This window comes from Vibrio sabulosilitoris (genome assembly GCF_055391395.1).
Genome location: NZ_AP029599.1, coordinates 2,444,474 through 2,470,244, shown reverse-complemented (window position 1 = coordinate 2,470,244; position 25,771 = coordinate 2,444,474). Strand labels below are relative to the sequence as shown.

At 48.1% G+C, this 25,771-nt stretch carries 23 protein-coding genes; 11 read left to right on the top strand and 12 right to left on the bottom strand.

Going from position 1 to position 25,771, the window contains the following annotated elements:
• Positions 1–54 precede the first annotated feature (54 nt).
• Positions 55–588, top strand: coding sequence for a P-loop NTPase family protein (locus tag ACZ5R2_RS11625; protein ID WP_464899539.1), 534 nt, complete (start codon positions 55–57; stop codon positions 586–588).
• Between the two features lie 335 nt (positions 589–923).
• On the opposite strand, the gene cydC is transcribed toward ACZ5R2_RS11625, so the two are convergent.
• The 3 genes from cydC to trxB all read right to left on the bottom strand — a co-directional run bounded on the left by cydC (position 924) and on the right by trxB (position 5,481).
• On the bottom strand, positions 924–2,645 hold the full coding sequence (gene cydC, locus ACZ5R2_RS11620) for a heme ABC transporter ATP-binding protein/permease CydC (RefSeq protein WP_464899538.1): 1,722 nt from the start codon (positions 2,643–2,645) through the stop codon (positions 924–926).
• On the bottom strand, positions 2,638–4,422 hold the full coding sequence (cydD, locus tag ACZ5R2_RS11615) for a heme ABC transporter permease/ATP-binding protein CydD (RefSeq protein WP_464899537.1): 1,785 nt from the start codon (positions 4,420–4,422) through the stop codon (positions 2,638–2,640). The genes cydC and cydD overlap by 8 nt, the downstream gene beginning before the upstream one ends.
• Positions 4,423–4,524: 102 nt before the next feature.
• Complete coding sequence (trxB, locus tag ACZ5R2_RS11610; protein ID WP_464899536.1) at positions 4,525–5,481, bottom strand: thioredoxin-disulfide reductase; 957 nt, start codon at positions 5,479–5,481, stop codon at positions 4,525–4,527.
• Between the two features lie 359 nt (positions 5,482–5,840).
• On the opposite strand from trxB, the gene ACZ5R2_RS11605 reads away from it, so the two are divergent.
• Both ACZ5R2_RS11605 and ACZ5R2_RS11600 read left to right on the top strand, forming a co-directional pair.
• Positions 5,841–6,482: a 2OG-Fe dioxygenase family protein gene (locus tag ACZ5R2_RS11605; RefSeq protein WP_464899535.1), complete on the top strand. Its 642-nt coding sequence runs from the start codon at positions 5,841–5,843 to the stop codon at positions 6,480–6,482.
• Positions 6,482–7,759, top strand: a complete 1,278-nt coding sequence (locus ACZ5R2_RS11600; RefSeq protein WP_464899534.1) for a cysteine desulfurase-like protein — start codon at positions 6,482–6,484, stop codon at positions 7,757–7,759. Before ACZ5R2_RS11605 ends, ACZ5R2_RS11600 begins: the two co-directional genes overlap by 1 nt.
• A gap of 73 nt (positions 7,760–7,832) precedes the next feature.
• On the opposite strand, the gene ACZ5R2_RS11595 is transcribed toward ACZ5R2_RS11600, so the two are convergent.
• A complete protein-coding gene (locus tag ACZ5R2_RS11595; RefSeq protein WP_464899533.1) occupies positions 7,833–8,657 on the bottom strand; it encodes a DUF2797 domain-containing protein in 825 nt (274 codons plus the stop codon).
• A 171-nt stretch (positions 8,658–8,828) separates the two neighbouring features.
• Here ACZ5R2_RS11595 and ACZ5R2_RS11590 point away from each other — a divergent pair, with 171 nt between their 5' ends.
• Both ACZ5R2_RS11590 and ACZ5R2_RS11585 read left to right on the top strand, forming a co-directional pair.
• The gene (locus ACZ5R2_RS11590; RefSeq protein ID WP_464899532.1) at positions 8,829–9,344 is read left to right on the top strand and encodes an HAD family hydrolase; all 516 of its coding nucleotides are present in this window, start codon (positions 8,829–8,831) and stop codon (positions 9,342–9,344) included.
• Positions 9,345–9,510: 166 nt separating this feature from the next.
• Positions 9,511–10,884, top strand: coding sequence for an alpha-amylase family protein (locus ACZ5R2_RS11585; RefSeq protein ID WP_464899531.1), 1,374 nt, complete (start codon positions 9,511–9,513; stop codon positions 10,882–10,884).
• Positions 10,885–11,093: 209 nt separating this feature from the next.
• On the opposite strand, the gene ACZ5R2_RS11580 is transcribed toward ACZ5R2_RS11585, so the two are convergent.
• The 3 genes from ACZ5R2_RS11580 to ACZ5R2_RS11570 are packed head-to-tail and all read right to left on the bottom strand — an operon-like array spanning position 11,094 to position 16,311.
• Positions 11,094–14,150 (bottom strand): efflux RND transporter permease subunit, encoded by a 3,057-nt coding sequence (locus ACZ5R2_RS11580; RefSeq protein ID WP_464899530.1) that lies wholly within the window; start codon positions 14,148–14,150, stop codon positions 11,094–11,096.
• On the bottom strand, positions 14,147–15,205 hold the full coding sequence (locus ACZ5R2_RS11575) for an efflux RND transporter periplasmic adaptor subunit (RefSeq protein WP_464899529.1): 1,059 nt from the start codon (positions 15,203–15,205) through the stop codon (positions 14,147–14,149). Before ACZ5R2_RS11575 ends, ACZ5R2_RS11580 begins: the two co-directional genes overlap by 4 nt.
• Positions 15,205–16,311, bottom strand: coding sequence for an efflux RND transporter periplasmic adaptor subunit (locus ACZ5R2_RS11570; RefSeq protein WP_464899528.1), 1,107 nt, complete (start codon positions 16,309–16,311; stop codon positions 15,205–15,207). The genes ACZ5R2_RS11575 and ACZ5R2_RS11570 overlap by 1 nt, the downstream gene beginning before the upstream one ends.
• A gap of 177 nt (positions 16,312–16,488) precedes the next feature.
• Here ACZ5R2_RS11570 and ACZ5R2_RS11565 point away from each other — a divergent pair, with 177 nt between their 5' ends.
• Positions 16,489–17,220 (top strand): TetR/AcrR family transcriptional regulator, encoded by a 732-nt coding sequence (locus ACZ5R2_RS11565; protein WP_464902361.1) that lies wholly within the window; start codon positions 16,489–16,491, stop codon positions 17,218–17,220.
• Between the two features lie 7 nt (positions 17,221–17,227).
• Here ACZ5R2_RS11565 and ACZ5R2_RS11560 read toward each other — a convergent pair whose 3' ends face one another.
• Positions 17,228–17,830 carry an AraC family transcriptional regulator gene (locus ACZ5R2_RS11560; RefSeq protein ID WP_464899527.1) on the bottom strand — a complete coding sequence of 201 codons (603 nt, stop codon included), beginning with the start codon at positions 17,828–17,830 and terminating at the stop codon, positions 17,228–17,230.
• Positions 17,831–18,065: 235 nt separating this feature from the next.
• Between ACZ5R2_RS11560 and ACZ5R2_RS11555 the strand changes: the two genes are divergently transcribed.
• Positions 18,066–19,169 (top strand): 1-acyl-sn-glycerol-3-phosphate acyltransferase, encoded by a 1,104-nt coding sequence (locus tag ACZ5R2_RS11555; RefSeq protein WP_464899526.1) that lies wholly within the window; start codon positions 18,066–18,068, stop codon positions 19,167–19,169.
• 122 nt (positions 19,170–19,291) lie between these two features.
• Here ACZ5R2_RS11555 and ACZ5R2_RS11550 read toward each other — a convergent pair whose 3' ends face one another.
• Together ACZ5R2_RS11550 and ACZ5R2_RS11545 are read right to left on the bottom strand one after the other, a co-directional pair.
• Positions 19,292–19,888 (bottom strand): hypothetical protein, encoded by a 597-nt coding sequence (locus ACZ5R2_RS11550; protein WP_464899525.1) that lies wholly within the window; start codon positions 19,886–19,888, stop codon positions 19,292–19,294.
• Between the two features lie 58 nt (positions 19,889–19,946).
• On the bottom strand, positions 19,947–20,246 hold the full coding sequence (locus ACZ5R2_RS11545; protein WP_464899524.1) for a YfcZ/YiiS family protein: 300 nt from the start codon (positions 20,244–20,246) through the stop codon (positions 19,947–19,949).
• Between the two features lie 409 nt (positions 20,247–20,655).
• Here ACZ5R2_RS11545 and ACZ5R2_RS11540 point away from each other — a divergent pair, with 409 nt between their 5' ends.
• Positions 20,656–21,126: a TetR/AcrR family transcriptional regulator gene (locus ACZ5R2_RS11540; protein WP_464899523.1), complete on the top strand. Its 471-nt coding sequence runs from the start codon at positions 20,656–20,658 to the stop codon at positions 21,124–21,126.
• A gap of 136 nt (positions 21,127–21,262) precedes the next feature.
• Complete coding sequence (locus ACZ5R2_RS11535; RefSeq protein ID WP_464899522.1) at positions 21,263–22,243, top strand: CobW family GTP-binding protein; 981 nt, start codon at positions 21,263–21,265, stop codon at positions 22,241–22,243.
• A 65-nt stretch (positions 22,244–22,308) separates the two neighbouring features.
• Here the strand turns inward: ACZ5R2_RS11535 and ACZ5R2_RS11530 are convergent, their stop codons facing one another.
• Together ACZ5R2_RS11530 and ylqF are read right to left on the bottom strand one after the other, a co-directional pair.
• The gene (locus ACZ5R2_RS11530) at positions 22,309–23,085 is read right to left on the bottom strand and encodes a siderophore-interacting protein (RefSeq protein WP_464899521.1); all 777 of its coding nucleotides are present in this window, start codon (positions 23,083–23,085) and stop codon (positions 22,309–22,311) included.
• 213 nt (positions 23,086–23,298) lie between these two features.
• Entirely contained in the window at positions 23,299–24,243 is a 945-nt protein-coding gene (ylqF, locus tag ACZ5R2_RS11525) for a ribosome biogenesis GTPase YlqF (RefSeq protein WP_464899520.1), read from the bottom strand.
• Positions 24,244–24,606: 363 nt separating this feature from the next.
• Between ylqF and ACZ5R2_RS11520 the strand changes: the two genes are divergently transcribed.
• Complete coding sequence (locus tag ACZ5R2_RS11520; protein ID WP_464899519.1) at positions 24,607–25,284, top strand: SDR family oxidoreductase; 678 nt, start codon at positions 24,607–24,609, stop codon at positions 25,282–25,284.
• 166 nt (positions 25,285–25,450) lie between these two features.
• A complete protein-coding gene (locus ACZ5R2_RS11515) occupies positions 25,451–25,738 on the top strand; it encodes a carboxymuconolactone decarboxylase family protein (RefSeq protein WP_464899518.1) in 288 nt (95 codons plus the stop codon).
• Positions 25,739–25,771: the final 33 nt, after the last annotated feature.

Below are 25,771 nucleotides of genomic sequence, written 5' to 3'. Positions count from 1 at the left end.
GCCCCAATCCTCGGCTTTAAGTGTTACTATTGATTAAAATGCTAGGGGGTTGTTATGTATAGAATTAATGTAGTAGGTACAAGCGGCAGTGGCAAAAGTACATTTAGTCGCCTATTAGCTGGGGCCCTTGACTATAAGTACATTGAAATGGATGCAATTTTCTGGAAACCTGATTGGCAAGAGTCGATAGATGAAGAGTTTTTCGCGGCGCTGGAAAGTCAGCTCGCGAGCGATACTTGGGTTCTTGATGGAAACTATAGTCGTACAGGTTCAATAAAGTGGGCAAGAGTTGACACCGTGATATGGATTGATTATTCATTCACTAGAACGATATACCAAGCGGTAAAAAGAGCTTTTGTTCGCTCCATTAGCAAACAAGAACTATGGCAGAACACTGGGAATGTAGAATCCTTCAAGAAATCATTTTTCAGTAAAGATTCTATAATTCTCTGGACACTGAAAACATACAAAACCCATCGAGCCCGATATCAAAGGCTTCTAGTAGACCCTGATTACAGCCACATAAATTTTATTCGGATCACTAGTCCAAAAGAAGCGAGAGCATACATAACAAAACTATGCTTTTAGTTGTGGTGGCGAATATAATCTGAACAGCCTATTACAAGTTTTGGATACTAAAGCTATTCGGTAATTTGCTAATTTAATAAAATCTATAAAGCGTTTTTGTCCAACTCTGAGTTTGTACAACAAAATGCGGACTGTGATCACCAAGGAATTCTGTCGTACTGTAATTACCAAACGACTAAGTAAATAGCAGGTTTGTTGGGAAAGTACCCGTACAAAAAAGGCGTACAAACTGATTGAGATAGCTTGTACGCCATAAAATGTGGTGCCAATTAAAAATTACTTCGTCGAGACAAGTATGGGGATCGCTCCCAAATTGATGACAAGGGCAATCTTACTTACGCTATCGCCTGGTTTAGCTGGTAATAGCGTCCTTGGGCGCTAATTAGCTCACTATGCGTGCCACTCTCTATGACCTCACCTTGCTCCATCAACAAAACTTGATCCATCTTGGCAAGATAGCTTAAGCGGTGAGTAATGAAGATAACCGTCTGCTGATTAAACTGAGCTTCAACTAACTCCATGATTTGTAGCTCGGTTTGTTTGTCTAGTCCTTCAGTTGGTTCATCGAGGATGACAATAGGTGCTTGGCGTAGTGCGGCTCGTGCGATTCCAATACGGCGTTTTTCACCGCCAGAAAGCTGGCGTCCACCCTCACCAAGCCAAGCGTCTAATCCTTGCTTGTCTATCAGCTTGTTTAGACCAACTTGAGCCAAAGCGTGGCAGAGTTGTGTGTCATTTGCGTCTGGCGCAGCAAGCAACAAGTTGTCTCTTAAAGTACCGTTTAGAATATCTACCCTTTGGCTAACGACAGTGACGCTGTCACGCAATTGAGGCTCATGCCACTCCGTCAACGAGCGCTCGCCGATCAAAATTTGACCTTGAGTCGGATCAAAAGTGCGAGTCAGTAGCTGAGCTAGAGTGGACTTGCCCGAGCCGGTTTTGCCGACGATAGCTACTTTATCCCCATGGTTGATTTGCACATTGATGTTGCGTAGTGCGTTAACCTTATCGTCATAGCTGAAGCTAACTTGATTTAGGTCGATTTGCAGTTGTGCAGGTAAGGTGTGGGGTTGAGGAGCAAACGTCATCGAAGCAGGGGATAGGATCACCTCATTCAGGCGCTTGGCAGAGGTCAGGGTTTGACCAAGGTACTGGAAGGCACCTGCGATCGGCATCAGCAGTTCGAAGCTGGCAAGCGTTGCAAAGGCAACCATGGCAATCATGGGATCAGGTGCCCGTCCGCCAATACCATCGGCTGACAACCACAAGATCAAAACCAGAGTGAGACCATTGCAGGCAAGCATTAAGGCCTGTGCTAGCCCTGTAATGTGAGCGTTAACGTACTGATTACCGAAAAAGCGCTGCTCTGCATTTTCAATAGCACTGCGATAACGCTGGGCAGCACCAAACAGGGTCAGCTCGCTATAGCCTTGTAGCCAGTCAAGGCTAGCAATGCGCATGTTGGCTTTTTCTTGCGTTAGGGCGGCACCATTGTGTTTGCCAAGTCGATAGAACAGAACTGGCCAGGTGAGTAGCAGGGCCATTAGTATCGCACCGAGTGTGAGGCCGACACGGACATCAAACCAGGACAAAAAGACCGTGAGTAGAGTAATACCACAAGCACCCACCACGACAGGACTCACTAGGCGAAGATAAACGTGATCCATAGCATCGACATCCGCCACGAGGCGATTAAGAGCATCGGCATCGCGCATGTTGGATGATTTGCCGGGGTAGAGCGCGGCGAGCTTTTTAAAGAAAAACAGTCTTAAGTCGGTGAGCAGTTTTAAGGTGGCGTTGTGACTGACCACACGCTCGCCCCAGCGACCCGCCGTGCGGCCCATCGCAAAACCGCGCACAAAGGCACCAGGGAGCATATAGTTGAAGGTCTCACGTGCAATGGTGAGACCAGCAACCGCTGCCGCAGATAAGAACCAGCCAGATAAGGTTAACAAGCCTATTGAGGCCGCTGTCGTCGCCAGCGCGAGGATCATTCCAAGCGATAAACCAAACCAATGCTTGCGGTAGAGATTAAGATACGGTTTTAACTCATGCATCGAGGTTCTCCTTGTTCGACTTGGTTAGCGCTTGATTTGATTCGAGTAACTGTTTGAAAAGTCCCTGTGTATTGTTTAACTCATCAAAAGTACCCGTTTGCACTAGCTGCCCATTGTCCATGACTAAGATCTGATCGGCGTGGGTTAGTTGTGATAGTTGGTGGGTAATAAGCAGGGTAGTCCGATTTTGAGTCGCTTTGGCAAGCCCTTGCCAAACGAGCTGTTCACTGCGTGCATCAAGGCTTGCTGTCGGTTCATCAAGCAACCAAAACTGCCCTTGTTGAAGAATGGCTCTTGCCACTGCAATGCGCTGCGCCTGGCCGACAGAAAGCCCAGACGAGCGGTCTGATACAGCATGGTCAAGGCCCAACTTAGCAACAAACTCATCGGCATGAGAGGCAGTGACAGCAGCGTCCAATTGCTCGTCGCTGATCGCCGATTTGCCCAGCATCAAGTTGTCGCGAATGCTGCCGTGAAGCAAGAGCGGGTTTTGCCCAACCCAACTGATGGTTTTTCGCCAATCGGCGATTGAGAGTGACTTTAGCTCGATACCGTTGACCATTAATGAGCCTTGGTAAGGCAAAAAGCCCAAAATGGCGTTAATTAGGCTGGTCTTTCCCGCTCCACTTGGGCCAACTATCGCGGTTTGTGCATTGGCGTCTAGCTCAAAGCTGACAGGCCCAACCAGCTGCTCTCCCTCAGGGCTCATTACGCACAAATCTTGCGCTTTGATAGTAATGGTGTCGGCGCATAATGCTTGGGTGCCTTGAGGCAGGGCGCTTGCTTTGGTGTTGAGAAATTCAACGATGCTCTCTGCTGAGCCAACCGCTTGTTGTTTAGCGTGGTAGAAGGTGCCGAGATCGCGCAGTGGTTGGTAAAACTCAGGTGCCAAGATCAAGATAAATAGACCCGCAAAGAGGGAAACCCCTACGCCATAGTGACCGAAATTAAGCTCACCAATAAAGCTGAAACCGAAGTAAACCGCGGTAATGGCGATCGAGATAGAGGTAAAGAACTCAAGCACTGCTGACGATAAGAAGGCGACTCGCAGCACGTCCATGGTACGTTGACGAAAGACTTCGGATGCGCCGCGCATCACTTCATGTTCATACTTACCACGGTTAAACAGGCGGATGGTGCTCATGGCTTGCAAGCGGTCGTAAAAATGCCCAGAAAGGCGTTGCAGTGCTTTAAAATTGCGGCGGTTCGCATCAGCAGCTTTACGCCCAACCAGCGACATAAAAATAGGTACTAGTGGTGCGGTGATCAAGAAAATCGCCCCGGCTGCCCAGTTGATTGGGAAGACGACAACAAGAATGATCAGCGGGATAAATACCGATAAAGACATCTGCGGTAGATAGCGGGCGAAGAAGTCATGCATTTCATCCACCTGCTCAAGCAACAGGGTAGCCCATGTGCCTGCCGGTTTGCCTTTGATGTATGCCGGGCCTAGTGACTCGAGTTTATCTAAGATCTGCTGGCGAATAATCTGGCGAACCTGCATACCACAGCGAAAACCGGCAATTTCACGTCCCCATGCACACAGGGCGCGAAGAACGGAGGTGAGCACTAGGGTGGCAAAAGCAGGGATAAGCGTGGATTTGTCCACTTGTTCGATAATAAGTTGGTGGAGAATGTGAGCAATTAATCCTGCTTGAGCGAGCAGGATCAGGCTAGAGAGGAGACCTAAACCGATGGCGGTGAGCAGCCAGCGGTTAGCAAGTCTGCTTTGCTGTTTGAGCCATTTACTCAAGTTCCTTTGTTTGGTTGTATCCATTATTTAGAAGGCTTGTTATTGATTATTAGAATGGGTAGAAGAGTAGTATACAAAACAAAGCCCAACGAGAATACCGTTGGGCTGTGGGGCTTTTATGCGGGGTTAGTCGTTTTGACTGTCAAGGAAACGTTCAGCATCCAGCGCGGCCATACAGCCGGTGCCTGCTGAGGTGATGGCTTGGCGATAGTTGTGGTCCATGACATCACCAGCGGCAAACACGCCCTCAACGCTGGTTTGGGTCGCGTTGCCTTCAAGGCCGGAGTTAACCGTGATGTAATCACCGTTCATGTCCAACTGGCCCTTGAAGATTGACGTATTTGGTTGGTGACCAATCGCGATAAACGCGCCCATTACCTCAAGATCTTCGCTGTTGTCGCTGTTCGTATCTTTAATACGCACACCAGTCACACCCATATCGTCACCAAGCACTTCATCCAGTACGCGATCGGTGTGCAGGATAATATTGCCCGCTTCGACCTTATCCATCAGACGCTTAATCAAGATTTTCTCAGCGCGGAAGGTGTCGCGGCGGTGGATCAGGTGCACCTCAGAAGCGATATTTGATAAATACAGTGCCTCTTCCACGGCCGTGTTACCACCACCGACTACCGCCACTTTTTGGTTGCGGTAGAAGAAGCCGTCACAGGTCGCACAAGCAGAAACGCCGCGTCCTTTGAACGCCTCTTCAGACTCGAGACCAAGATACTTGGCAGACGCGCCAGTCGAGATGATCAGTGCATCACAGGTGTATTGACCTGTGTCGCCCTTGAGTTTAAATGGGCGCTCGCTAAGGTCGACTTCATTGATATGGTCGAAAACAATTTCAGTTTCAAAGCGTTCGGCGTGCGCCTGCATACGCTCCATCAGACCCGGACCGGTAAGATCAGCAGCATCGCCTGGCCAGTTTTCCACTTCGGTTGTTGTTGTTAGCTGACCACCTTGTTGCATACCGCTCACAACCACGGGATTAAGGTTGGCACGTGCGGCATAAATCGCAGCGGTGTAACCTGCAGGACCTGAACCAAGAATCAATAGTTTACAATGCTTTACGTCACTCATTCGGACTCCATTAGGACAAAAATAGACTGATTTACGCCCCCGATTGTATGGGAGAACGGCGATCTTTGAAAGCCTCTTTACTGCGTTTTTGCCTGTGTTTTTATGACTTAATCTCATCTAATCAATCGTTTTTTTATAAGCCTGATAAGCAGTAGGGCAAAAACGTTATTGATAATTCTGCCAGTGAAAAACTCTGCTGATCAAAATAGTTGTATAGTGCGTAGATAAGTCCATATGTAGATGAATCTGCTTAATTACTGTGTATTGCAATGCTTACCACTGCGTAAAGTTGGTAGAGCAGAATAATTAGGCAATACTTAGATTGTTAGCAAAACGTTACATTTCGCTAGGAGGACAGGATGTTTACTACGCATGAAAATACCCTGCACCTGACTTCGCTTAGTCAAACTGCAGTCAAGCAATTGTCACCCTCGTTTGCGGCATTGCCGCACACAGACCATGCCGACGGCCAATACCGTTTACGCCGCTATTCAGTTGTGCGTGTCACTCAGGGGAAAGTGATAGAAACCAATCAGCATGATTTTATGCAAACCGAGGAGTTTAATCACTTTCAAGGTGATGTGGTGCGTCATTTTGAGCCTTTATTGCCACAAACGTTAGCCAGCGAAGGGCTAAGAGAGCTTTGTGAGCTGTTTGTCGAAACCAACCTGTTGCCTGATGGACAGAAGATTGAAATCCATCAGATGCGCATTGCGGCGATTTACGATGAAACTCAGGTCGCGCCGGAAGGGGTACACCAAGATGGTTTTGATTACATCGCGCTGATCGGCATTGATCGTCACAATATCGTGGGTGGTGAGGTGTTGCTTTACAGCGATAATCACACTGCGCCTTTTTACCGTAAGGTACTCGAAAATGGTGAAGTGGCGATGCTAGATGACCATCGCCTATGGCACAACGCAATGCCTATTCGCAGTATTGACCATAGCCAAGAGGGCCATATGGACGTGTTTGTGTTGACCGCGAGTAAGGAGCAATAATGATTGAGAGAGTCGAAGAGATTGATGTGGAGTTATTACGCTCGCAGTTTCCTGCGCTCTATCAATCGCACAATGATCGCCCGGTGGTGTTCTTTGACGGACCGGGTGGTACCCAAGTGCCGCGGACGGTACTGGACGCCATAGTCGGCTATCTGGGTTATTCGAACGCTAATTTAGGTGGCCACTATTTCACCAGTAATATCACTCAAGATTTAGTGACGAAAGCGCGTGATTATGCAGCGCAGTTGTTGAACGCACAGGCAGGCTCGCAGATTGTGTTTGGCGCTAACATGACCACGTTAACGTTCGCGCTCAGTCGGTGTATTGGGCGAGACTGGCAAGCAGGCGATGAGGTTGTGATCAGCTGCCTTGATCACTTTGCCAATGTGTCGAGTTGGCAAGCGATAGCCAGCGATCGCAGTGCCGATGTGCGCCAAGCCCGTGTTGATGTCGAAACGGGTGGGGTAGATATTGATCACCTGATCAGTTTGATAACGCCTAGTACCAAGCTGGTGGCACTGACGATGGCCTCCAATGTGACAGGCACCCTGGTGGAGGTGCAAAGGGTGATTGAGGCAGCCAAGCAAGTTGGTGCTCTGGTCTATCTTGATGCTGTACATTATGTTCCGCATCGCTTGGTTGATGTGCAAGCGCTAGGGTGTGATTTTTTAGTTTGCTCAGCTTACAAGTTCTTTGGTCCTCATCTGGGCATTGCCTACATAGCGCAGCAGCACTTAGAGCGTTTGCATCCCTATAAAGTGGCGCCTGCGCCATCTCAAGGGCCAGGGCGATTTGAAACTGGTACGCTGAATTTTGAATCGCTGGCAGGGTTTTGCGCGGCAGTGGACTACCTAGCTGCTATCTCCGGCACTGAAGCTTATGTTAGTGAAGGCTCTGGCATGCAAGGGACGCTGCGGGTGAGACTTGAGCGTTCATTTTCACTAATAGCAAGGCACGAGTCGCGGCTCAGCAAGCACTTTCTCAAGATGCTGACCAGGCTGCCAGGCATTAAGGTCTTTGGTCATACTTTGCCCAACTATGAGCTGAGAACCCCAACCTTTGCCCTCGATATTGCCGATCTTTCACCGCATCAAGTCGCAAAAGTGCTTGGCGAGCATAATCTGTGTGTATGGAGTGGTCACTTCTACGCGCCAGACTTAATCGAGCAGCTCGGCTGTGAACAAAAAGGTGGTGTGGTTAGGGTAGGGATGATGCATTACAACACCCTCGCTGAGATAGACCGACTAGAACAAGCGCTTGTATCTTTGCTGGAATAGTCCCTGCTGGAATAATCACTACTGGAATAGAACAATGGGCTGCGCACTAGCAGCCCATAACTGGTTGTAGGGGTTAGATACTGACCTCAACCTCATACGAGGTGAATTTACGGATATTAATCACTCCGGTATCAAAAATCAGGTACTGACCCTTAATGCCCTGCAAAACGCCAGTCACTTGTGGGTTTTTGTCGAAGTTGTGTGAGACGATCTTAGTCGGATGCTGCGTCACCGGGTAGTGCAGTGGTGTGATCGCCTCATCTAGGGTGGTAATCGCATCATCGCCAAACTGCTGCTTAAGCTCAGCAATCTTTGGCGCGACTAGCTCGAGGATATGCTTGGCTTGCTGCTCAAGTTCAAGCGGCTCTCCGTCGCCCTTTAGTAGTGCTCGCCAGTTAGTCTTATCGGCTATATGCTTGGCGATCTCAACCTCAATCAAGCCAGATAGCTGACGAGTTTTGACCCTCAAGATCGGCAAGCCTTGGGTCGCACCTTGGTCAATCCAGCGGGTCGGGATCTGAGTATGGCGGGTGATGCCAACTTTGAGGCTTGAGGTGTTGGACAGATACACAAAGTGATCGACCATGCAGTTATCTTCACCCCATTGTGGCTCACGACAGGTGCCCTGATCGTAATGACAGGTTTCCGGCTTCATAATACACATATCGCAACTGGCAAGCTTCTTCATACAGACAAAACAGTGGCCTTGCGAGTAGCTTTTCTTGGTCTTTTTACCGCAGTTGCAACAGAAGATATTGCCAGTATGCGTCAGGGTGAGGGTCTGACCGATTAGGGGGTTAAGCTCAACCAGTTCGTCTCCAACCGGCAGACGGTAATGGAGGGTAGAATCAAGCTTGGCTTGCATTTTTTTTAATGTGCCGGTAGCAATAGTGGACATTGGCTTCCTTTAGAAATCGTCGTTTTTGTTTTTAAGTATACGAACAGTTTACCCCTTGATGTGAAAACTGAAAACGCCATTTAGCTTAGTCGATGATCATTTGTTCAATGATGAACAGCGTGTTAGGTTAATGATTAACCTATTGTTTAGCAGTCGTTGCAGGGAGAGCGTATGCAAAAGGGAAGCAAAATAAACCAAGTTGTGTTGTTTGATTGGGGAGATACCTTGATGCATGATGACCCAAGTCAGCGCGGCCCCATGTGTGATTGGCCCTATATTCATTTGGTCGCTGGTGCTCGCCAAGTCCTTGAACAAGTGAGTCAGCACTATCCAGTCTATGTCGCAACGGATGCCAAGGACTCTACCGAACGTGAGATTGCTCGAGCTTTTGAAAGAGGGCAGTTAGACGAATTTATTGACGGCTATTTTTGTCGCTCCAATCTAGGCGTAGTCAAGGGGAGTAGTGAGTACTTTAGCGCGATAGCAGACAAGCTTGAGGTGGATACGCAGCAGCTGATAATGATTGGCGACAATCTCGAAAAAGACATCCGTCCAGCCATTGCCTCAGGCGCACAAGGGATCTGGCTTCATCCTAATGCTCAAGTCAACACGCCTGCCTCTATCCACCACGTAACTCAACTTGAACAAATACTCGATATTCTCTTCACACAGCCGTGCACTGAGTGATCATTTGGGCGCTGTTTTTGCATCTTTTTATGTTAATAAGGGCCTGCTACGCCTTTGCTATCCCCCCTGCTTTTCACTGTTAGGGGGGAAAGTGCACCTGCTGGCCTAGGTTATAATCGTCCCCAGATACGATTACTTTTACCCGCAGAAAGGGATACCTAAGACAATGAACAGCAATTACCCCAAGCACAGTAATGTAATTCTGCACGCATTTGATTGGCCGTATTCACTTGTTGCCAAGCGCGCATCGCAGATCCGCGCAGCAGGATACCAAACCGTTCTCGTTTCGCCGCCGATGAAATCGAGCAAGTCCGACAACGGCACAGAATGGTGGCAGCGATACCAACCTCAAGACTACCGCGTGATTGATAATCAGCTCGGTAACAGTGAAGATTTTAAGGCGATGATCCAGGCCCTTAATGAGCAAGGCGTTTGGGTTTACGTTGATGTGGTGTTCAACCATATGGCCAATGAGTCATCGATACGCGATGACTTGAACTACCCAAGTCAGCAAGAGCTCGATGACTATCAAGCGCAGGCGGACTACTATCAGCGCCAAAAACTGTTTGGCGATCTATCACAGCCACTTTTTACTCAAGACGATTTTTTGACCGCTTTTCGCATTGAGGATTGGAAAGACCGCTGGCAGGTCCAGACTGGGCGAATTAGTGGTGGTCCTCAAGACCCGGGCTTGCCGAGCCTTTCAGACAATGATCATGTCGTCGGGCAGCAGCAAGCTTATCTTAAGGCACTGAAAGAGCTGGGTGTCAAAGGCTTTAGAATTGATGCCGCTAAACACTTAAGTCTCGAGCACCTGGCAAAGGTATGGACCGAGGAGATTGTTCACGATGTGCACATTTTCGGTGAGATCATCACCGATGGCGGTGCTACTGAAGAAGAGTATCAACTTTTCCTTCAGCCGTATCTTGAACATACACGCCTCTCGGCCTATGACTTCCCGCTATTTCAAACTGTCTTCGATGCGCTAGGCGCTGGTGGCTCACTCAAGTCGTTGATTGACCCCTACAGTTTTGGCCAAGCGCTCTCAAGTCGCCGCGCCATCACCTTTGCCGTGACTCACGACATTCCAAATAATGACGTGTTCTCAGCGCTAGTGATGGAGGAGCAGGATGAGTGGCTCGCCTACAGCTATATCCTAGGTCGTGATGGCGGGGTGCCATTGATCTACACCGATTTAGACACCAGTGGCATCAAAGCAAGCAATGGAGAGCCGCGCTGGCTCAATGCTTGGCAAGACGACAAAATGATCAAGCGAATCGATTTCCACAATCGAATGCACGGCGAAAAGATGGATCTGATCGAGGCTAGTGACGACCTACTGGTCTTCTACCGAGGAGAGGTGGTCGATCTCGCCAAGGGTATAGTCGCACTGAATAAATCCAAGCGTGCACAAGAGCTGAGCTTAACTCTTGAGGGCAGTTGGAAAGACTTGCTGACCGGTGAGTATTACACTGCGACGGATGAGGAGCTTGTGATCACTATTGGTGCAAAAACTAGTCTGCTATTGGTACGGCTTTAGCAGAGGCGAGAATCGAGAGGCGAGAAGCGAGTGAGAAAACGCGCCTGGTTTGATCGGCGATAGCCAAACGAGATAGGCGCTCGTGATTTGGTCGGTGAAAACCGATGGCTTTCAGCGTCGATCCTCGATTCTCGGAGCGAAGCGGTCTCGCTTCTCGCCTCTTCGCGATAGGAAAAGTACCCGGGCTATTAAAGCTCCGGGTATTTTGATTAAGCATCTATAGGCTTAACACGATGAAAGATCGCGAACAGCACAGGTACCACAATCAGGGTCAGTACAGTTGCAAAGCCCAGACCTGCCATGATGGTGATCGCCATTGAGCCGAAGAAGGCATCGAATACCAGTGGGATCAGGCCGAGGATCGTGGTTAGGGCGGCCATGCTTACTGGTCGCACGCGGCTTATAGCACTGTCGTAGATGGCGGTGTAAGAGTCCTTGCCGCTATCAATTTCGATGTTGATTTGGTCAAGGAGCACGATGCCGTTTTTCAAGATCATGCCGCTTAGACTCAGTAGGCCGAGCAGCGCCGTGAAGCTGAATGGCATGTTGGTCGCCAGCAGGCCAATCGCCACACCGATAATCGACAGGGGAACCGTGGCCCAGATCACCAATGGCTTTTTGATCGAGTTGAACAAGAAGATGGTGATGATAAACATAAACAGATAGCCCATTGGCAGTGATTTAAACATCGCCTCTTGTGCTTCAACCGTTGACTCATACTCGCCGCCCCATTCAAGGCTGTAGCCTTCCGGGAGTTCAAGTGCCTCGACTGCAGGACGCAGGCGATCAAACAAGCTGGCTGCGGTTTCATTGCCTAAAAAGTCATGGTCAGCGAGAACGGTTAGGGTTCGTTTACGGTCGCGACGCTGGATAAGCGGGTCTTGCCAATCAAGAGTAACGCCATCAATCACCTGTTCAATCGGGATGTAGGTTTGTAATGATGGACTCCAGATATTGAGGTTATTCAACGAACTAAAGTCAATCCGCTCTTCTTCTGGTAGACGAACAATCACCGGAAGCGAGTGCGTGCCATCACGGACAACACCGATGGTATTACCGCCAAAGGCCATTTGCAGTGTGCCCGACAGATCCTGTTTAGAAATACCAAGGCGGCGAGCCTTTGATTCATTAAACAGTGGCACCAACTCTTTGGTGCGCTCGCGCCAGTCATGGCGAACATTGCGTGAACCAGGGTCTTGATTAAAGATATCCTCAACACGACGCGCGATATCACGCAGCACTTCTGGATTTGGCCCGGTGATACGTGCCTCAATCTTCGATGCAGGGGCAGGGCCAAACTCCATCAGCTTGTAGATAAAGGTCGGTGTTGAAAACTCGGATGCCAACTGTTGGTCAAAGTTTTCCAGCATCTCAAACATCTGCTCTCGGGTTTCACTGCGAATCGCAAACTGCGCATAGGCTTGGTAGCTTTTCTCTGGCTGATAGGTCAGCATAAAGCGCTGCAAGCCTTGACCTACTGTGGTGGTGACAAACTCAACGCTATCTTGCTCGAGAATAAAGCTCTCAACTTGTTTTGCTTGCTTTTGTGTCTCGCGAATGTCGGTGCCCTCAGGCATCCACATGTCCAAGTAGAACATCGGTGTGTTTGATGCAGGGAAGAAAGACTGCTTAACGTTACCAAAGCCAACGATAGCCAGCGCAAGCATCACTACCATGGATGTCATGGTTAACCAGCGGAATTTAAGCGCAAACTTGAGTAATCCACCAAAGATGACAAAGAGCATGCCTTTATAAGGATCTTCCTCAGAGTCGACGATCTTATCTTCTTCTTTGAGCAGCAAATCAGCAAGGAAAGGCGTCAAAGTCAGGGCGGTGACCCAGCTCAAGAATAGCGAGTAGCACAGCACCCAGAACAGTGAGCCCATAAACTCACCGGTGGCGTCTTCTGATAGACCTATCGGCGCAAATGCCGTGATAGCGATAATGGTGGCACCAAGCAGTGGCCATTGGGTTTGTTTGACAATATCGGTTGCGGCTTGAAGCTTGGTTCGACCTTTCTTCATCCCGACCAAGATGCCTTCAACGACAACGATCGCATTATCGACCAGCATCCCCAGCGCAATGATCAAGGCACCAAGAGAAATACGGTGTAGCTCGATGTCGTTATAATTCATCAAGATAAAGGTGCCGAACACGGTGAGCAGAAGGACCGCACCAATGATAAGACCACTGCGCAGCCCCATGGCAAACAGTAGGACGATAATCACGATACCAACGGCCTGTGCCAAGCTGACAATAAAGGATTTGACTGACTCATCAACCTCAGCAGACTGGTTGTACAGATAGTGCAGTTCAATACCAGCTGGCTTGATATTCTCGAGCATGTTCAGCTCTTGCTCAAGCGCTTGGCCGACCTTAACCACGTTGACACCGTCACTAAACGAAATACCAACGTTGATAGCAGGCTTGCCATTGAATGCGATAACGTTAGTCGGGATCTCTTGTACGCCACGACTGACATCGGCCACATCCTTAAGGCGGATCAGTTGCCCGGTATCACGGCCATGAATAATCAGATTCTCAAGCTCCTCAACTGAGCTGAGGTTGCCACTTGGGCGAATAGTGAGAGACTGACCATTGATCATCACCTTACCCGCAGAATTAACGCCACTTTGTTGGTTCAAAAGACCTACAACTGTGTTCATATCGAGGTTCACCGCAGCGAGACGCTCGAGTGAGATCTCCACAAATAGCTGCTCCTGCTGATCGCCAGCAATCGATACTTTGCCAATACCATCGACAAGTTCAATTTCGCGGCGAAGGTAATCAACGTAGCGTTTAAGTTCCACATAATCATAGCCATCTCCTGTGACCATCAGCATGATGCCGAATACATCACCAAAGTCATCAATGATATTTACGCCCGCGACGCCACTTGGCAGGGTAGGTTGAATATCATTGATTTTACGTCGCATTTCATCCCAGATTTGTGGAAGTTCATCTGGGCCATACTCCATGCCCATGCTGACCATGATCTGAGTCATGCCGTTCGAGGAGGTTGAACTGATCTTATCGACATAGGGCAGGCGACGGATCTCTTTTTCCAGCGGGTAGGTAAGCTCTTCCTCAACTTCTTGTGCAGTCGCGCCAGGATAGCTTGCGATCACCATCGCATCTTTTAGGGTGAACGCTGGGTCTTCCAAGCGACCCAGTTGGCTAAACGAACTGACGCCACCAATAGCGAGGATGACTAAGAACACCCAGCTGATCACGCGGTTTTTGATTGAATACTCAGCGATGTTCACTGCTGTGCTCCTATAATGATCATACCTTCACGCAATTTGCGTAGATTTGAGTTGGCGATGGTATCGCCCAGGTTGAGGCCTTGGGTAATAATCGCCCCTTTGTGATCGATGCGATCAACTTGGACTGGTGTGCGGAAAACTGCACTATCCTCAACACGCCAGACATAGAAACTATGTTGGTCAGCATCGATGGCCGTCATAGGTACCGAAAATCCGCTCGAGTAATCCAAACCTGCTTGGTTCAAATCGACTGCAATTGACACGCTGGTGCCCGGTACAATGGTTTTCTCTGGCTGCGGCATGGTTAGCCACATCTGATAGCTCTGGCTCGAGCTGTGCAGTTCACTGGTATGCTCAAGGTAGCTCAGCTGATAAGTTGCCGAATCGCCAGCAAATTGTGCATCAGGTCGATAGGTGCTGCTCTTGGCAGTGCCGGTTTGCGTGCGCGCTAGGATCGCATCTGGAATCGTAATTTCGACATACACCAAAGTCGGATCATAGAGGCTAATGACCGGCTCGCCGATATTGACCTGTTCAAAATCTTGCTTGAACACTTCAGAGACCATGCCATCGAATGGAGCACGCAGCTTGGTATAATTAACCTGATTTTTGGCGAGATTGAGGTTGGCAAGTGCGAGCTTGTAGTTCGCCGACAACTCATCGAACTCGGCCTCAGAGACCATGTTGCTTTGCTTGAGCTCACGCCCACGGCTAAGCTGACGTGCGGCAAGTTGCATGCGTGCATTCGCATCAGCCAGTTGCTCTTGCGCCGTATCATCATCAAGAGTCGCGATAACTTGCCCCTGCTTAACTAATTGTCCTTCAGACACGGCAATTTTTTTGATTTCACCATGGCGTAAGAAAGCAAGCGGTGTAAGCTCTGCCGGCACCACTTGGCCGGTAAAAATCCGCTCCTGACCTTCGATTGTGGCGTCCATGCTGATGGTTTCGATGCTCTGAGTTGGTTTTTCGCGATGCTCAACCACAGGAGAGCAGCCAGATAAAGCGATACTTGCCAGTGCCGCAGATAGGGCAGTAAGTTTAAATAGGTGCATTAGATCCCACCTTCTTGAGTCCATGGTCGAACGGTCTGTCCTTCAACCAGCTTGTGAGTTCCCGCTTGGACGATAAGGTCCCCCTGTGACAGGCCCGATACAACATTGCCAGCGGCATCCATAGTGACTTCAACCTGTTGAATGGTCTGAGTATGTGGATCAAAACGCCAGACTAAACCTGCATGTGCATCTTTTGAAATCCAAGCCGTTTCAGCGATTTGGTAGTGTCGGACAGGCTCTGGGCTTGGCACATTAACCTCACCGGTCATATCGGTAAGCAAATTCATCGAGGGCGGCGTTTTGATCGTTACACGCGCGGTATAGCTATTAGTGTCGACATCTGGGCGGGTCGAAATCTCTTTAAAGCTGGCTACGATGCGCGTATCTCGGTGCGTATCCATGGTTACTGAAAGCTCAGCTTGTGGCAGGTGTGCGAATCCGTGTCGCTCGACATAGCTTACCGGCAGTGAAAATTTAACGTCCATCTTGTTGGTATCAAGCAAGGTCAGAATCGCTTGGTTAGCCCCAACAATTTGATGCGGCTTAACATGTGACATGGAGATCAACCCAGTGAAAGGTGCAACGATTCGCGTCTGCTCAAGGTCAATTGAGGCTTTATTTAAGGCAATACGCGCCGCTTTATAAGCAGTCTCGGCCTGTTCAAAGGCATCGGCACTGACTAACTTACGCTCAACTAAGGTTTTAGAGCGCTCATATTGAGTTTTTGCCAGTTGATATTCGGCCGCACGAGCGTCATGGGCAAATTGGTAGTCGCTGCTTTCCAAGCGAGCAATCTCCTGTCCCCTAACGACATAGTCACCCATATTGACATGAATAGCCTCAATTTGGCCGCCTACTTGAAACGACAGCAGTGCGCGATCGGTGGCTTCTATCTTGGCAACAAAACGATCCTCGGGTGTAGCGGAAAGATCCGGCACCTCGATCAGCTTAACCGGGGTGATCGGGTTGTGTACTTCGCTGGAGACTGCGTTATCACAGCCGGACAAAAGCGCAGTCAATAGGGCTGCGCTGAGTGCTGCAGCGACTGGCTTGTTCTTCCACCATTTATTGTTCGACCTAGTGGAAAGGGCGTTGGATTGGCTCATTCTCTATCTCTTATTGCACAAGTGGATAATTAATTGCTATACATGTGGGCAGTATATTCAAATACTGTGATTGATCAACGCTTATTTTCCACCTGGATAATAAAAATGATGAATTTTGTTGTGGTTTATGATTACAATTGACGTGTAACAACAGATTGAGTGACACAAATGAGTGAAATAGCTGAGAGAAAACAGGGTCGTAGAAGTGCGCAGGATGCGGAGAACACCAAGCGCCGCATTATGTATGTCGCGGCGTTGTTGTTCTGTGAGCATGGGTATGACAAGGTTTCGTTGCGTAATATCAGTGAGAAAGCGGGGGTTTCACACAGCTTGATCCGTCATCATTTCGGTAGCAAAGAGAAAATATGGCAGAGCATAAGCGACTATTTTCACGAGTATATGGAGCGTTATCGCGATGCACTGATCGAGCAACTTGGCGATAAATTGGCACTCAATGAATTTATGTATCAATTTTCGATTCGTATGGTTGCTCTGATGCTGGTTCAACCAGCCCCAATTCAGTTAATCGCTGATGCCGTTCGCCAGCAAACCGATGAACTGGTGGATTATTTTATTAGCACTTCGGACCAGATGCAGGTGTTTTTTATTGAGTTAGCCGAGAAGCACAATCGTGAATTTCCTCAGCGTCCAATCAATATTCATGAGTTTAAGTGGCAGATGTTGCTTTACGCACATGGTGCCGCGTCATTACGTCCGTTTATGGCAGAGATCTGGCCAGACAAGCTTGATATCAATGAGAGGCTACTAGCACATTGGAAGATGTTTGAAAATTACGCTGCACAAAACTTGGGTATTGCACCGGCCCAGCGCAGCCAGCCTGAAAAGCTGGCTGACCTAGTATTGTTGGATTTGGTTGACTGTTTTAAGGAAGAGGGCTTTCTCCCCTAAATAAAAATTAGTCTTGTGCGACAAGAGTATGATAAAGCGCGTGGAATTGCTCGACTTGACCAGCAAATAGCTGGTTCGCAATATCGTCATCTTTGCGTCCAGAGAGCTTCATTTTCCGCGCTTCTCGTACCAATAAACCAAGATGGATCTCTTTCTCAGTCAATGGCTTATTCGGTGCCCATTGTGAGATAGTCTCTGATAGGGGGGAGAGGGTCAGTTCCGGTTTAAGTGTCATGCACTCAAACTTCACAACCTTAAGCAGTGCATCGGTATGTTCTTGGTTGGCTGAGGCCGAAGAGAGCTTGTCTATCAAACTGAGCAAAAGTGGCACATCTGCGATATAGCCCGCTTGTTTGGTGAACTTGGCGTTAATTCGCACCGAAATACTGATCTCATGAACCACACTATTTGGAAGTTGGGTTGTGGCACACAGGCAATCGAACGGCAACCAAAACAATTGACCCGGCTCGATCGCGTACTCAAGTTTACCTAGACGCACCAACATCAACCCTGCCTCGACAAAGATCAATTTGTGTTTCAGGCTGTTGCGTCGGCCAGTAACCTGGAGAAAAGGAGAATTGAGCCGTTTGTGTTCGATTGCGAAGTTCATAGAAAAAACCGTGTAACTTAGTTGGACGGGTAGTTTAAACCAATTCGAAATTTTGTATACCCAAGGGTACGACCGCGCCGACGTTTTGCGTTAATTACGAAAAAAGCACAGTAAATCAGCTCAAATTGATTACTGGTTTGTGGTCTGACCATGGTGATTATGCCCTATCAGGTGCTGTGCTCAGGCGATAGGCAGCGTAGAATAATCGTGAATTTACAGTGACGTATTACAGATTATGACTGACAAGACAGACCCTTATTTTGATATTCGCCCTTATAACGATGATGAAATCCCTGCTGCTATCCAGCGGCTAATCGATGATGAAGAGTTTATTCATGCGATCGTTGACCATCGATTTGCAGAGAAACCCGTTTGGTTACGAGCCTTGCTCATGCCCGTGGTTAAAGCGTATCTAAAGCTAAAGTGGGCAAAGCTAACTAGCGTTGAGGCCATCCAGCAAGAGGTGAAAAAGTACCTCGACCGTGCTTTAGAGCAGACCACAAATGGCGTGACTTACAGCGGTCTTGATAAGCTTGATTCGAACACGTCTTACTTGTTTGTCTCTAATCATCGCGATATTGCGATGGATCCTGCCTTGGTGAACTATGGCCTTCATCAGCAGGGACATCGTACGATGCGAATCGCGATAGGGGATAACTTGTTGAAGAAGCCTTGTGCGACCGAGCTCATGCGCCTTAATAAAAGCTTTATCGTTAAACGTTCGATCAAGGCGCCACGGGAAATGATGAAGGCACTCGGCACCTTATCGGCGTACATTAAGCACTCGCTCGATACGGGTAATTCTATCTGGATTGCGCAGCGTGAAGGCCGAGCAAAAGATGGTAATGATTATACCGATCCTGCGATCCTAAAAATGTTTCACGTCGAAGGGCGTAAACAAAAAATCGCCTTTGGTGACTACATTCAATCGCTCAAGATTGTGCCTGTGTCTATCTCTTACGAGAATGACCCTTGTGATGTGGCTAAGGCACTAGAATTACATGCTAAGGCGACACATGGCGAGTACGAGAAGGGCGAGTTTGAGGATATCGAGAGTATCATTCAGGGAATTATTGGCAGCAAAGGTCGTGTACATGTCGCCTTTGGTGATGTGATTAAGGAGGGCTTTGAAACGCCTGAGCAACTAGCGAATGAGATAGATCGCCAGATCCATGACCACTATAAGCTATTTCCAATTAATCAACTGGCTGCCGGTGATGAATCGGTGGAATTCTGCGTTAAGCAAACTATGCGCGACAAGCTCAAGCAACTGCCTCATGAGGCACAGCCTTATTTGGTGGCAAGCTACGCAAACCCAGTGAATAATAAACCCGCTTGATAGCCTGGTGGGTTTTGTTAGCGAAGGCGCATCGCAGTGATATTGCTATCGCGGTGTGCTATTTCACTCGCATCACTATGGGTTAATTTACGCGTGTTAACGTATCTAGTTTAGCTTCAGTGTTAACGTACAACGACCCCACCTAACTCGAATTCCTCAGGCCACTGGCTGATGGTATTTCCGCCCAAAAATAGATTACCGTCGATGTGTATCCGACTCGGTAAGCTGGTAATGTTTGAACCACCGATATACAAGTTTCCTTCGATAAGCAAACCCTCAGGCAGTTGGCTGATTGGCGCGCGAATGACACTCAGATCGCCACGAACATGCAAGGCCTCGGGAAGAACTCTTACCGCAGTGTCAGTCAGGTTTAGATAACCACCCAAGTTGACTCCGGCTGGCCAATACTCAATTGGCGCGCCCATTAGATTAGCGAAGCCGCGAATATAGATCCCAGCAGGAACGTTACGTAGCTGACTGTTTGACGCATCAAGGCTGCCTTCGACGCGCAGCCCTCTTGGTAGTGCCTTAATGGGTGAACGAGCAATCAGTAGGTTTCGTTTTACCTCCAGACCGTCTTGCAATCGAGTGTAGGGTTTGTTTCTAAGATCAAGGTTGCCGTAACTGTCAAGGTGGTTGAGCATTTGGTAATAGCCGAGTGGCTCTGCACTGAGACTTAGGCTGGTCGTCAGGCAAACGAACGATAAAAATCGTTTCATAGGGACAGGCTGCATGCGAAGAGTGGGCTTAAGCCGAAACGCTTAAGCCCGAATCGGATTAGCGGCTTAGTGCGCGCGTCTTAAGTTCAAAGATCAGCTTTTCTGCGCTGACTTCAAACTGGAAACGAGCAGATAGCTCAGTACTTGAGCCTTCCGCTAGGGCGCTTTCGTATTTGACGTTTTCGTTAACTTGCTTTGCCAGCGCCACGTACTTCGCAAGCTCTGTTTCAAGGGCTGCTTCACTTGGTGCGAAGATCGATACCTCAGCAACATCATCACCTTCCTTGATGATGAAACCCATTTCGCCTGCACAACCACACGCTTCACATACTTGAGCTTCGACTTCATTATTGTTCATGATTACTTCTCCTAAAGGTGAATTTATTGTTTGGTCCTATCTTACTCATTCAAGACAGCGAAGGCTACAAAATTGAACTCAAGTTATAAAAATTATCAAAATATTTGAAGCGATTCAGAGTAATAACTCGGACATAAAAATCTGCCGTTAAGCAAAGGAAATGGCTCAAAAGCGTGATCTGTATTCAAAAATATACAGTTTGGCGGATGGTAAAACGTTAAAAGGTCCGAATTTTCATTGTGTTACAACTTCAGATGTTTCATCATTCACGCCCATTACGCAGTTGGTAGAAATTAATTTATGTAATTTCGAAATTATTTTCTTGGATTTCTCATTAATGAACCAAAGAATCCACAAAGATGGATAGGTTGAGAGGGTGTTAGGGGCTTACAAACAATGAGGCGAACCAATGCCAAAACGGACTAAAGAAGACACTGAAATAACGATTCAAACAATAATGGATGCGGTAGTCGATCAACTACTGACGCTGGGCTATGACAAAATGTCATACACAACCTTGAGTCAGCAGACTGGTATTTCACGTACGGGCATATCTCATCATTTCCCGAAAAAGACCGACTTCGCCGCCGCTATGGATGGGCGTATCTTCAAAATGTTTGTTTCGCATCTCGATACCGAAAAAGGGATTGAAGGCTTCACGGCAAGTTGGATTGCTGCACTAGAAAATAGTGAAGAGTTTGTCGCTATTTTGCGTCTACTTTTTCATCATATTGTGGCAACAGACAGCGCGTCTGATTTTGCTAACAATGGTGTGGAGCGAGTGTATCGTTTGGCAGAGACGGAGTTTGGCTCAGAAAGCGCTGAAAGGATTGAATGGCTAATGGGTAAATCACTGATCATGATGAGTCAACAGGCTTAGTTGAATCATCACATCTCGTGAGCGAAAAGGCGAACTTAGTGCTCAACTGGGTTCGCTTTTTTTGTTTCTGCTTATCTGTTATTTACTCCCCCTCAAGTATAAGATGACGGACATGACAAAGAGGGAGTTCGAGATTATGTCTTCAAGAGTACCAACCAACATTATCACCGGCTTTTTAGGGACAGGAAAAACCACCACCATCCTTAGCCTCCTAAAAAATAAACCAGCAGAAGAAAATTGGGCCGTGCTCGTTAATGAGTTTGGTGAGATCGGCATTGATGGCGCGATCCTGTCAGATTCTGGTGCTCTAATAAAAGAGGTGCCTGGTGGCTGTATGTGCTGCACCGCAGGAGTGCCGCTGAGTGTCGCGATTACCGCGCTTCTGCGTCAAAATCCGGATCGACTGATCATCGAACCCACCGGCCTTGGTCACCCAAAAGAGGTCATGGCAACCCTGACATCTGAGCAATATCAAGCGTATATTGAATTGCGCTCGACCATGACACTGACCGATGCTCGTTATTTTATCGACAATAAATATACTGGAAATCAGAACTTTCAGCAGCAGCTAGCGGTTGCCGATGTGGTTGTCGCAAATAAAAGCGAACTGGCGAGTGAGCTTGATATTGACGCGATGGAAGTATGGCTAGCTAGAGAGGGTATCGAAACGCCTATTATTCATACCTCGCAAGGCGAAATAGACCCAACGTGGTTGGATACTTTTATCAAGCCAGTTGAGTCACTGAGTATCGAAACCCACCATCATCACCATGCCATGGATGAACCCCAATTTCAGTTGCCGCCGGATAAGACTCACACCCGTAAAGAGAACAAAGGGCAAGGCTACTTTTCTTGTGGTTGGTTATTTGGCGCTGAGGTTGTGTTTGGCTTTGATGATCTTTTCTCGATGCTCAGTGACCTGCAAGCTGAGCGAGTTAAAGGCGTAATGAATACCGAGCAAGGATGTTATGCCTTTAATAAGGCCAACGGTGTGTTGTCGGTAAACGATCTCTCACTTGAAGGCTTCGAGTCGCGCATTGAGGTGATCGATAGTCAATTGATGCCATGGGATCAACTGGAGTCGGTTTTGCTCACCATTGCAGGCCAGACTAAGTAGCCTCCATCTTCTCTGAGCGTATCAGCGTACAATCACTTCACCGCTGATGCGCTCGTTTATCTAATTCAATCAGATTCTTGCTCAGCATCTTGTTTTTTCAAGACCTTATGCCCATCTTCCGTCACGCCATGTTTCCAATAACTGCTGATATAAATCGATTCACGATCAACGTTTTTTTCGTTTCTAAAATACTGACGCATTGCCCTCATGGTATCAAACTCAGACGCGCACCAAACAAACACATCGCCTGATAGCCATTCCAGTTTACGTACCTGTTCCTCAATCGAGTCATCACCAACTACCCAAATGACTTGCATTGATTTGGGTAGTTCCAGTGCTTGGACGTCTTCTTTGCTTGTGACTTTTATCACTGCATAACCTTGGGCATGTTGAGGAAGGCTCTTGGTCTTGGCAGTCAAGGCGGGTAAAGAGGTCATGTCTGCCACCATAAAATACCAACTTGCGGTGAGGTTCATGGGCGCGATAGATCCTGGCCCGGCGATGGAGATAGTGTCATTGACCGAGACCTGCATGGCCCAGCGGGCAGCAAAGCCACAGCTTGGGTCTTGGGTAATATGACGGACAAAATCAATCTCTATCGTGTTAGCTTGTGGATCAAATTGCCGGATAGTATAGGTGCGCATGACTGGACGAGAGGCATCAGCAAGGTCGGTAAGATCAGTACCCCCATCAGGAGTAAACACTAGCTTGACATAGTCACCCCCACAGTCATGGGGAAATTTTGCGAAATCGTCGCTTTGTAGGACAACGCGTTGCATGTTGGGTGTGATGGTTTGTGTAGAGACAACACTGGCTCGTTTAAGGGTCGGCTTTTTCTTCATCTATTCTGCTTACTTTATGATTTATCTCGTTGCAATCAGCATAGCAGTGGTATCAGGGGTGTGGTAGTTATCAGTCTTGTTGGGATGGTGATACACGATGTGTGTCGTGGCCTTTGGCAAGTAAAGTGTAGTGAAGCTTGTTGGCGAACAGATGAATGGAAGTTAAGGAATAGGCAGTGTCGGAGAAAAATGACACTGCCGAAGTTATCAGGCTTAGCGCTTGTTTTTCAAGTAGCGCTTGCGGCGCTCTTCTTTCTTCTTAGCTTTTTCTTCAGCCTTACGAGCCGCTTCAATCTCAACCTCAATCAACTCTTGGGTGATCATTTCTGGAAGCTCAAGGGTTAACTGACCTAAGGTGCCATTGCGCAGTTCGTGCAGTAAGATTTCAGAGGCTTTGTGCAGATTAACGCGACCACCAGATTGCAGTGCACCGCGGCGGCGTCCGATCTCTTCCATGATCTCGAGATCAGATTCTGGCATCTCTTCGATTTCATATCGCTGTTTCAGACGTTCTGGATAGGCCTGCGCCAAGTACTCGACGGTGTAAAATGCCACGTCTTCATATTCCATCGCCGTATCTTTAACCGCTCCAGTAGCCGCAAGACGGAAGCCACTGTGCGGGTTTTCAACTTTTGGCCACAGAATCCCTGGAGTATCAGACAACACAATGCCGTTTTGTAGATTAATACGTTGCTGACGACGAGTTACCGCGGGTTGGTTGCCTGTGACTGCGATAGTACGTCCAGCAAGCGTATTGATGATGGTTGATTTGCCCACATTGGGAATGCCCATGATCATAGTGCGGATGTTTTTACCAATCTCTTCACGGTGCGGTGCAAGCTTGCGACACAAATCCATGATTTTGTGTACTTCTTGAGTATTAGAGGTGGTGATTGCCATCGCTTTCACTCCTTGCTCTTTCTCAAAATGTGCAATCCAAAGGTCAGTCAACTCGGGATCAGCCAAGTCACGCTTGTTCAGCACCTTAACTACCGGCTTGTCGCCACGGATCTGCGATATCATTGGGTTTTCGCTGCTGAATGGAATACGCGCATCAAGGACTTCAATGATCACATCCACCTGTGGGATGGCTTCCTCGATCTCTTTGCGCGCTTTGTGCATGTGGCCAGGAAACCATTGGATTGTGTTATTAACCATATGAAAATTTTACCTATTGTTTTTATGGTTAGGCTGGTGGGACATGGATAGGGATCGCAGCGAGAGTCAAAAACGTACGACTACGCAGTTGACCGGACTGATTTCACACGTCCATACAGCGGTTAATGTGACAATATTAACACTTCCTGCCACGTACCGAAACTCACGAGAGACGTTCCAAGGATGGGAGGGGGAGGCGCGGGCATAGTCCTTCGAGGCGCGAGGTGTTTGCTGGACGTGATTAACTTATGCAAATCAACACAATTCACAGGAAAGGTGCACTAAGATGCTTTTCCCTTTCTTTGTTATTAATAATCCTGTAGCGTCACTCACGCTGAACAAAATGATTATTTGAGGAAGTTTATGAAGTCTGTACTAGTCACTGGAGCAACCAGCGGTATTGGTTATGCACTCACCAAGCTATTGAGTGAGCAAGGTTACACTGTGGTGGCGACAGGTCGCAATCAAGATAAATTGGATGAGCTAAAACAGCTAACGGGCTGTCACACCTTGGTTGCGGACCTGGCTGATGCCGAGCAAGTCATCACTCTGTTTGACCGTGCCATTGAGTGTGTGGGTGAGCTTGATGTATTGATCAATAATGCGGGCATGAACTCGCGTAAGTGTGCGATCGAGGAGTTTACGCTTGAGGAGTTTGATCACCAGTATGCTATTAACCTACGTGCGCCAGCTTTGCTCAGCCGTGAAGCACTTAAGCGGATGAAGCCGCGCAAACAAGGGCAAATTATCAATGTGGTCAGCACGGTCGCCAAGCGCGCAAATGAGACCATGAGCATCTATACCGCGATGAAGCAGGGCTTAGCCGGGTTTAGCGCGATACTGATGAAAGAGGCGCAGCCTCATGGCATCAAGGTGACCTCCTTATTCCCTGGTGGCACCGATACCAACTTTAGAGAGGCCGAGCGCCCGCAATACATGCAGCCTGAGAGCGTGGCTAGCGCGATTGCGCAGATCCTGACCCTACCCGCTGATTTGGTCATGCATGAGATGACGTTTAGACCGCCGGTTGAGCTTGAGTAACTCTGAATAACTAGCATCGATTATCACCAGCCAAAGCGTGTTGGCTGGTGATTAAATAATGAGATTCACGTTCACTTACTTCCAATAAAAACAACACGTTATTCTTGTCTCTGTTTATTGTCTCGTTTATCTTGTTTTAAGTTATTTATTATCTAAGGGAAGAAATATGCTAGGAAAGCATCAAGAGCCGTATGGAGACTTTTATCGCTCAACACACGACAATGAGCATTTGGATACCAAGACAGAGCTACTCGTCGGATTGTCAGCCGCCATGGCGATGAATTGCCTACCTTGTACCAACTATTATCTAAAACAGGCCAAACGAGCGGGTATCACCAAGGGAGAGATCTCAGACGTCACAGCAAAAGTGATGGCAGTGGCCGCAGGGCAAAAGAAGCTGCAGTTTCAGGAAGTGCTGGAGAAATACAATATTGACCTAGAGAAGTTTGCCTAGGTGATATTGAATCCGCATGATAGGCACAAGCCC

What these genes read in the sequence shown, in the direction of transcription:
- ACZ5R2_RS11625 (WP_464899539.1), top strand. Translation starts at nt 55, where the DNA reads ATGTATAGAATTAATGTAGTAGGTACAAGCGGCAGTGGCAAAAGTACA.
- cydC (WP_464899538.1), bottom strand. Translation starts at nt 2,645, where the DNA reads ATGCATGAGTTAAAACCGTATCTTAATCTCTACCGCAAGCATTGGTTT.
- cydD (WP_464899537.1), bottom strand. Translation starts at nt 4,422, where the DNA reads ATGGATACAACCAAACAAAGGAACTTGAGTAAATGGCTCAAACAGCAA.
- trxB (WP_464899536.1), bottom strand. Translation starts at nt 5,481, where the DNA reads ATGAGTGACGTAAAGCATTGTAAACTATTGATTCTTGGTTCAGGTCCT.
- ACZ5R2_RS11605 (WP_464899535.1), top strand. Translation starts at nt 5,841, where the DNA reads ATGTTTACTACGCATGAAAATACCCTGCACCTGACTTCGCTTAGTCAA.
- ACZ5R2_RS11600 (WP_464899534.1), top strand. Translation starts at nt 6,482, where the DNA reads ATGATTGAGAGAGTCGAAGAGATTGATGTGGAGTTATTACGCTCGCAG.
- ACZ5R2_RS11595 (WP_464899533.1), bottom strand. Translation starts at nt 8,657, where the DNA reads ATGTCCACTATTGCTACCGGCACATTAAAAAAAATGCAAGCCAAGCTT.
- ACZ5R2_RS11590 (WP_464899532.1), top strand. Translation starts at nt 8,829, where the DNA reads ATGCAAAAGGGAAGCAAAATAAACCAAGTTGTGTTGTTTGATTGGGGA.
- ACZ5R2_RS11585 (WP_464899531.1), top strand. Translation starts at nt 9,511, where the DNA reads ATGAACAGCAATTACCCCAAGCACAGTAATGTAATTCTGCACGCATTT.
- ACZ5R2_RS11575 (WP_464899529.1), bottom strand. Translation starts at nt 15,205, where the DNA reads ATGCACCTATTTAAACTTACTGCCCTATCTGCGGCACTGGCAAGTATC.
- ACZ5R2_RS11570 (WP_464899528.1), bottom strand. Translation starts at nt 16,311, where the DNA reads ATGAGCCAATCCAACGCCCTTTCCACTAGGTCGAACAATAAATGGTGG.
- ACZ5R2_RS11560 (WP_464899527.1), bottom strand. Translation starts at nt 17,830, where the DNA reads ATGAACTTCGCAATCGAACACAAACGGCTCAATTCTCCTTTTCTCCAG.
- ACZ5R2_RS11555 (WP_464899526.1), top strand. Translation starts at nt 18,066, where the DNA reads ATGACTGACAAGACAGACCCTTATTTTGATATTCGCCCTTATAACGAT.
- ACZ5R2_RS11550 (WP_464899525.1), bottom strand. Translation starts at nt 19,888, where the DNA reads ATGAAACGATTTTTATCGTTCGTTTGCCTGACGACCAGCCTAAGTCTC.
- ACZ5R2_RS11545 (WP_464899524.1), bottom strand. Translation starts at nt 20,246, where the DNA reads ATGAACAATAATGAAGTCGAAGCTCAAGTATGTGAAGCGTGTGGTTGT.
- ACZ5R2_RS11540 (WP_464899523.1), top strand. Translation starts at nt 20,656, where the DNA reads ATGCCAAAACGGACTAAAGAAGACACTGAAATAACGATTCAAACAATA.
- ACZ5R2_RS11535 (WP_464899522.1), top strand. Translation starts at nt 21,263, where the DNA reads ATGTCTTCAAGAGTACCAACCAACATTATCACCGGCTTTTTAGGGACA.
- ACZ5R2_RS11530 (WP_464899521.1), bottom strand. Translation starts at nt 23,085, where the DNA reads ATGAAGAAAAAGCCGACCCTTAAACGAGCCAGTGTTGTCTCTACACAA.
- ylqF (WP_464899520.1), bottom strand. Translation starts at nt 24,243, where the DNA reads ATGGTTAATAACACAATCCAATGGTTTCCTGGCCACATGCACAAAGCG.
- ACZ5R2_RS11520 (WP_464899519.1), top strand. Translation starts at nt 24,607, where the DNA reads ATGAAGTCTGTACTAGTCACTGGAGCAACCAGCGGTATTGGTTATGCA.
- ACZ5R2_RS11515 (WP_464899518.1), top strand. Translation starts at nt 25,451, where the DNA reads ATGCTAGGAAAGCATCAAGAGCCGTATGGAGACTTTTATCGCTCAACA.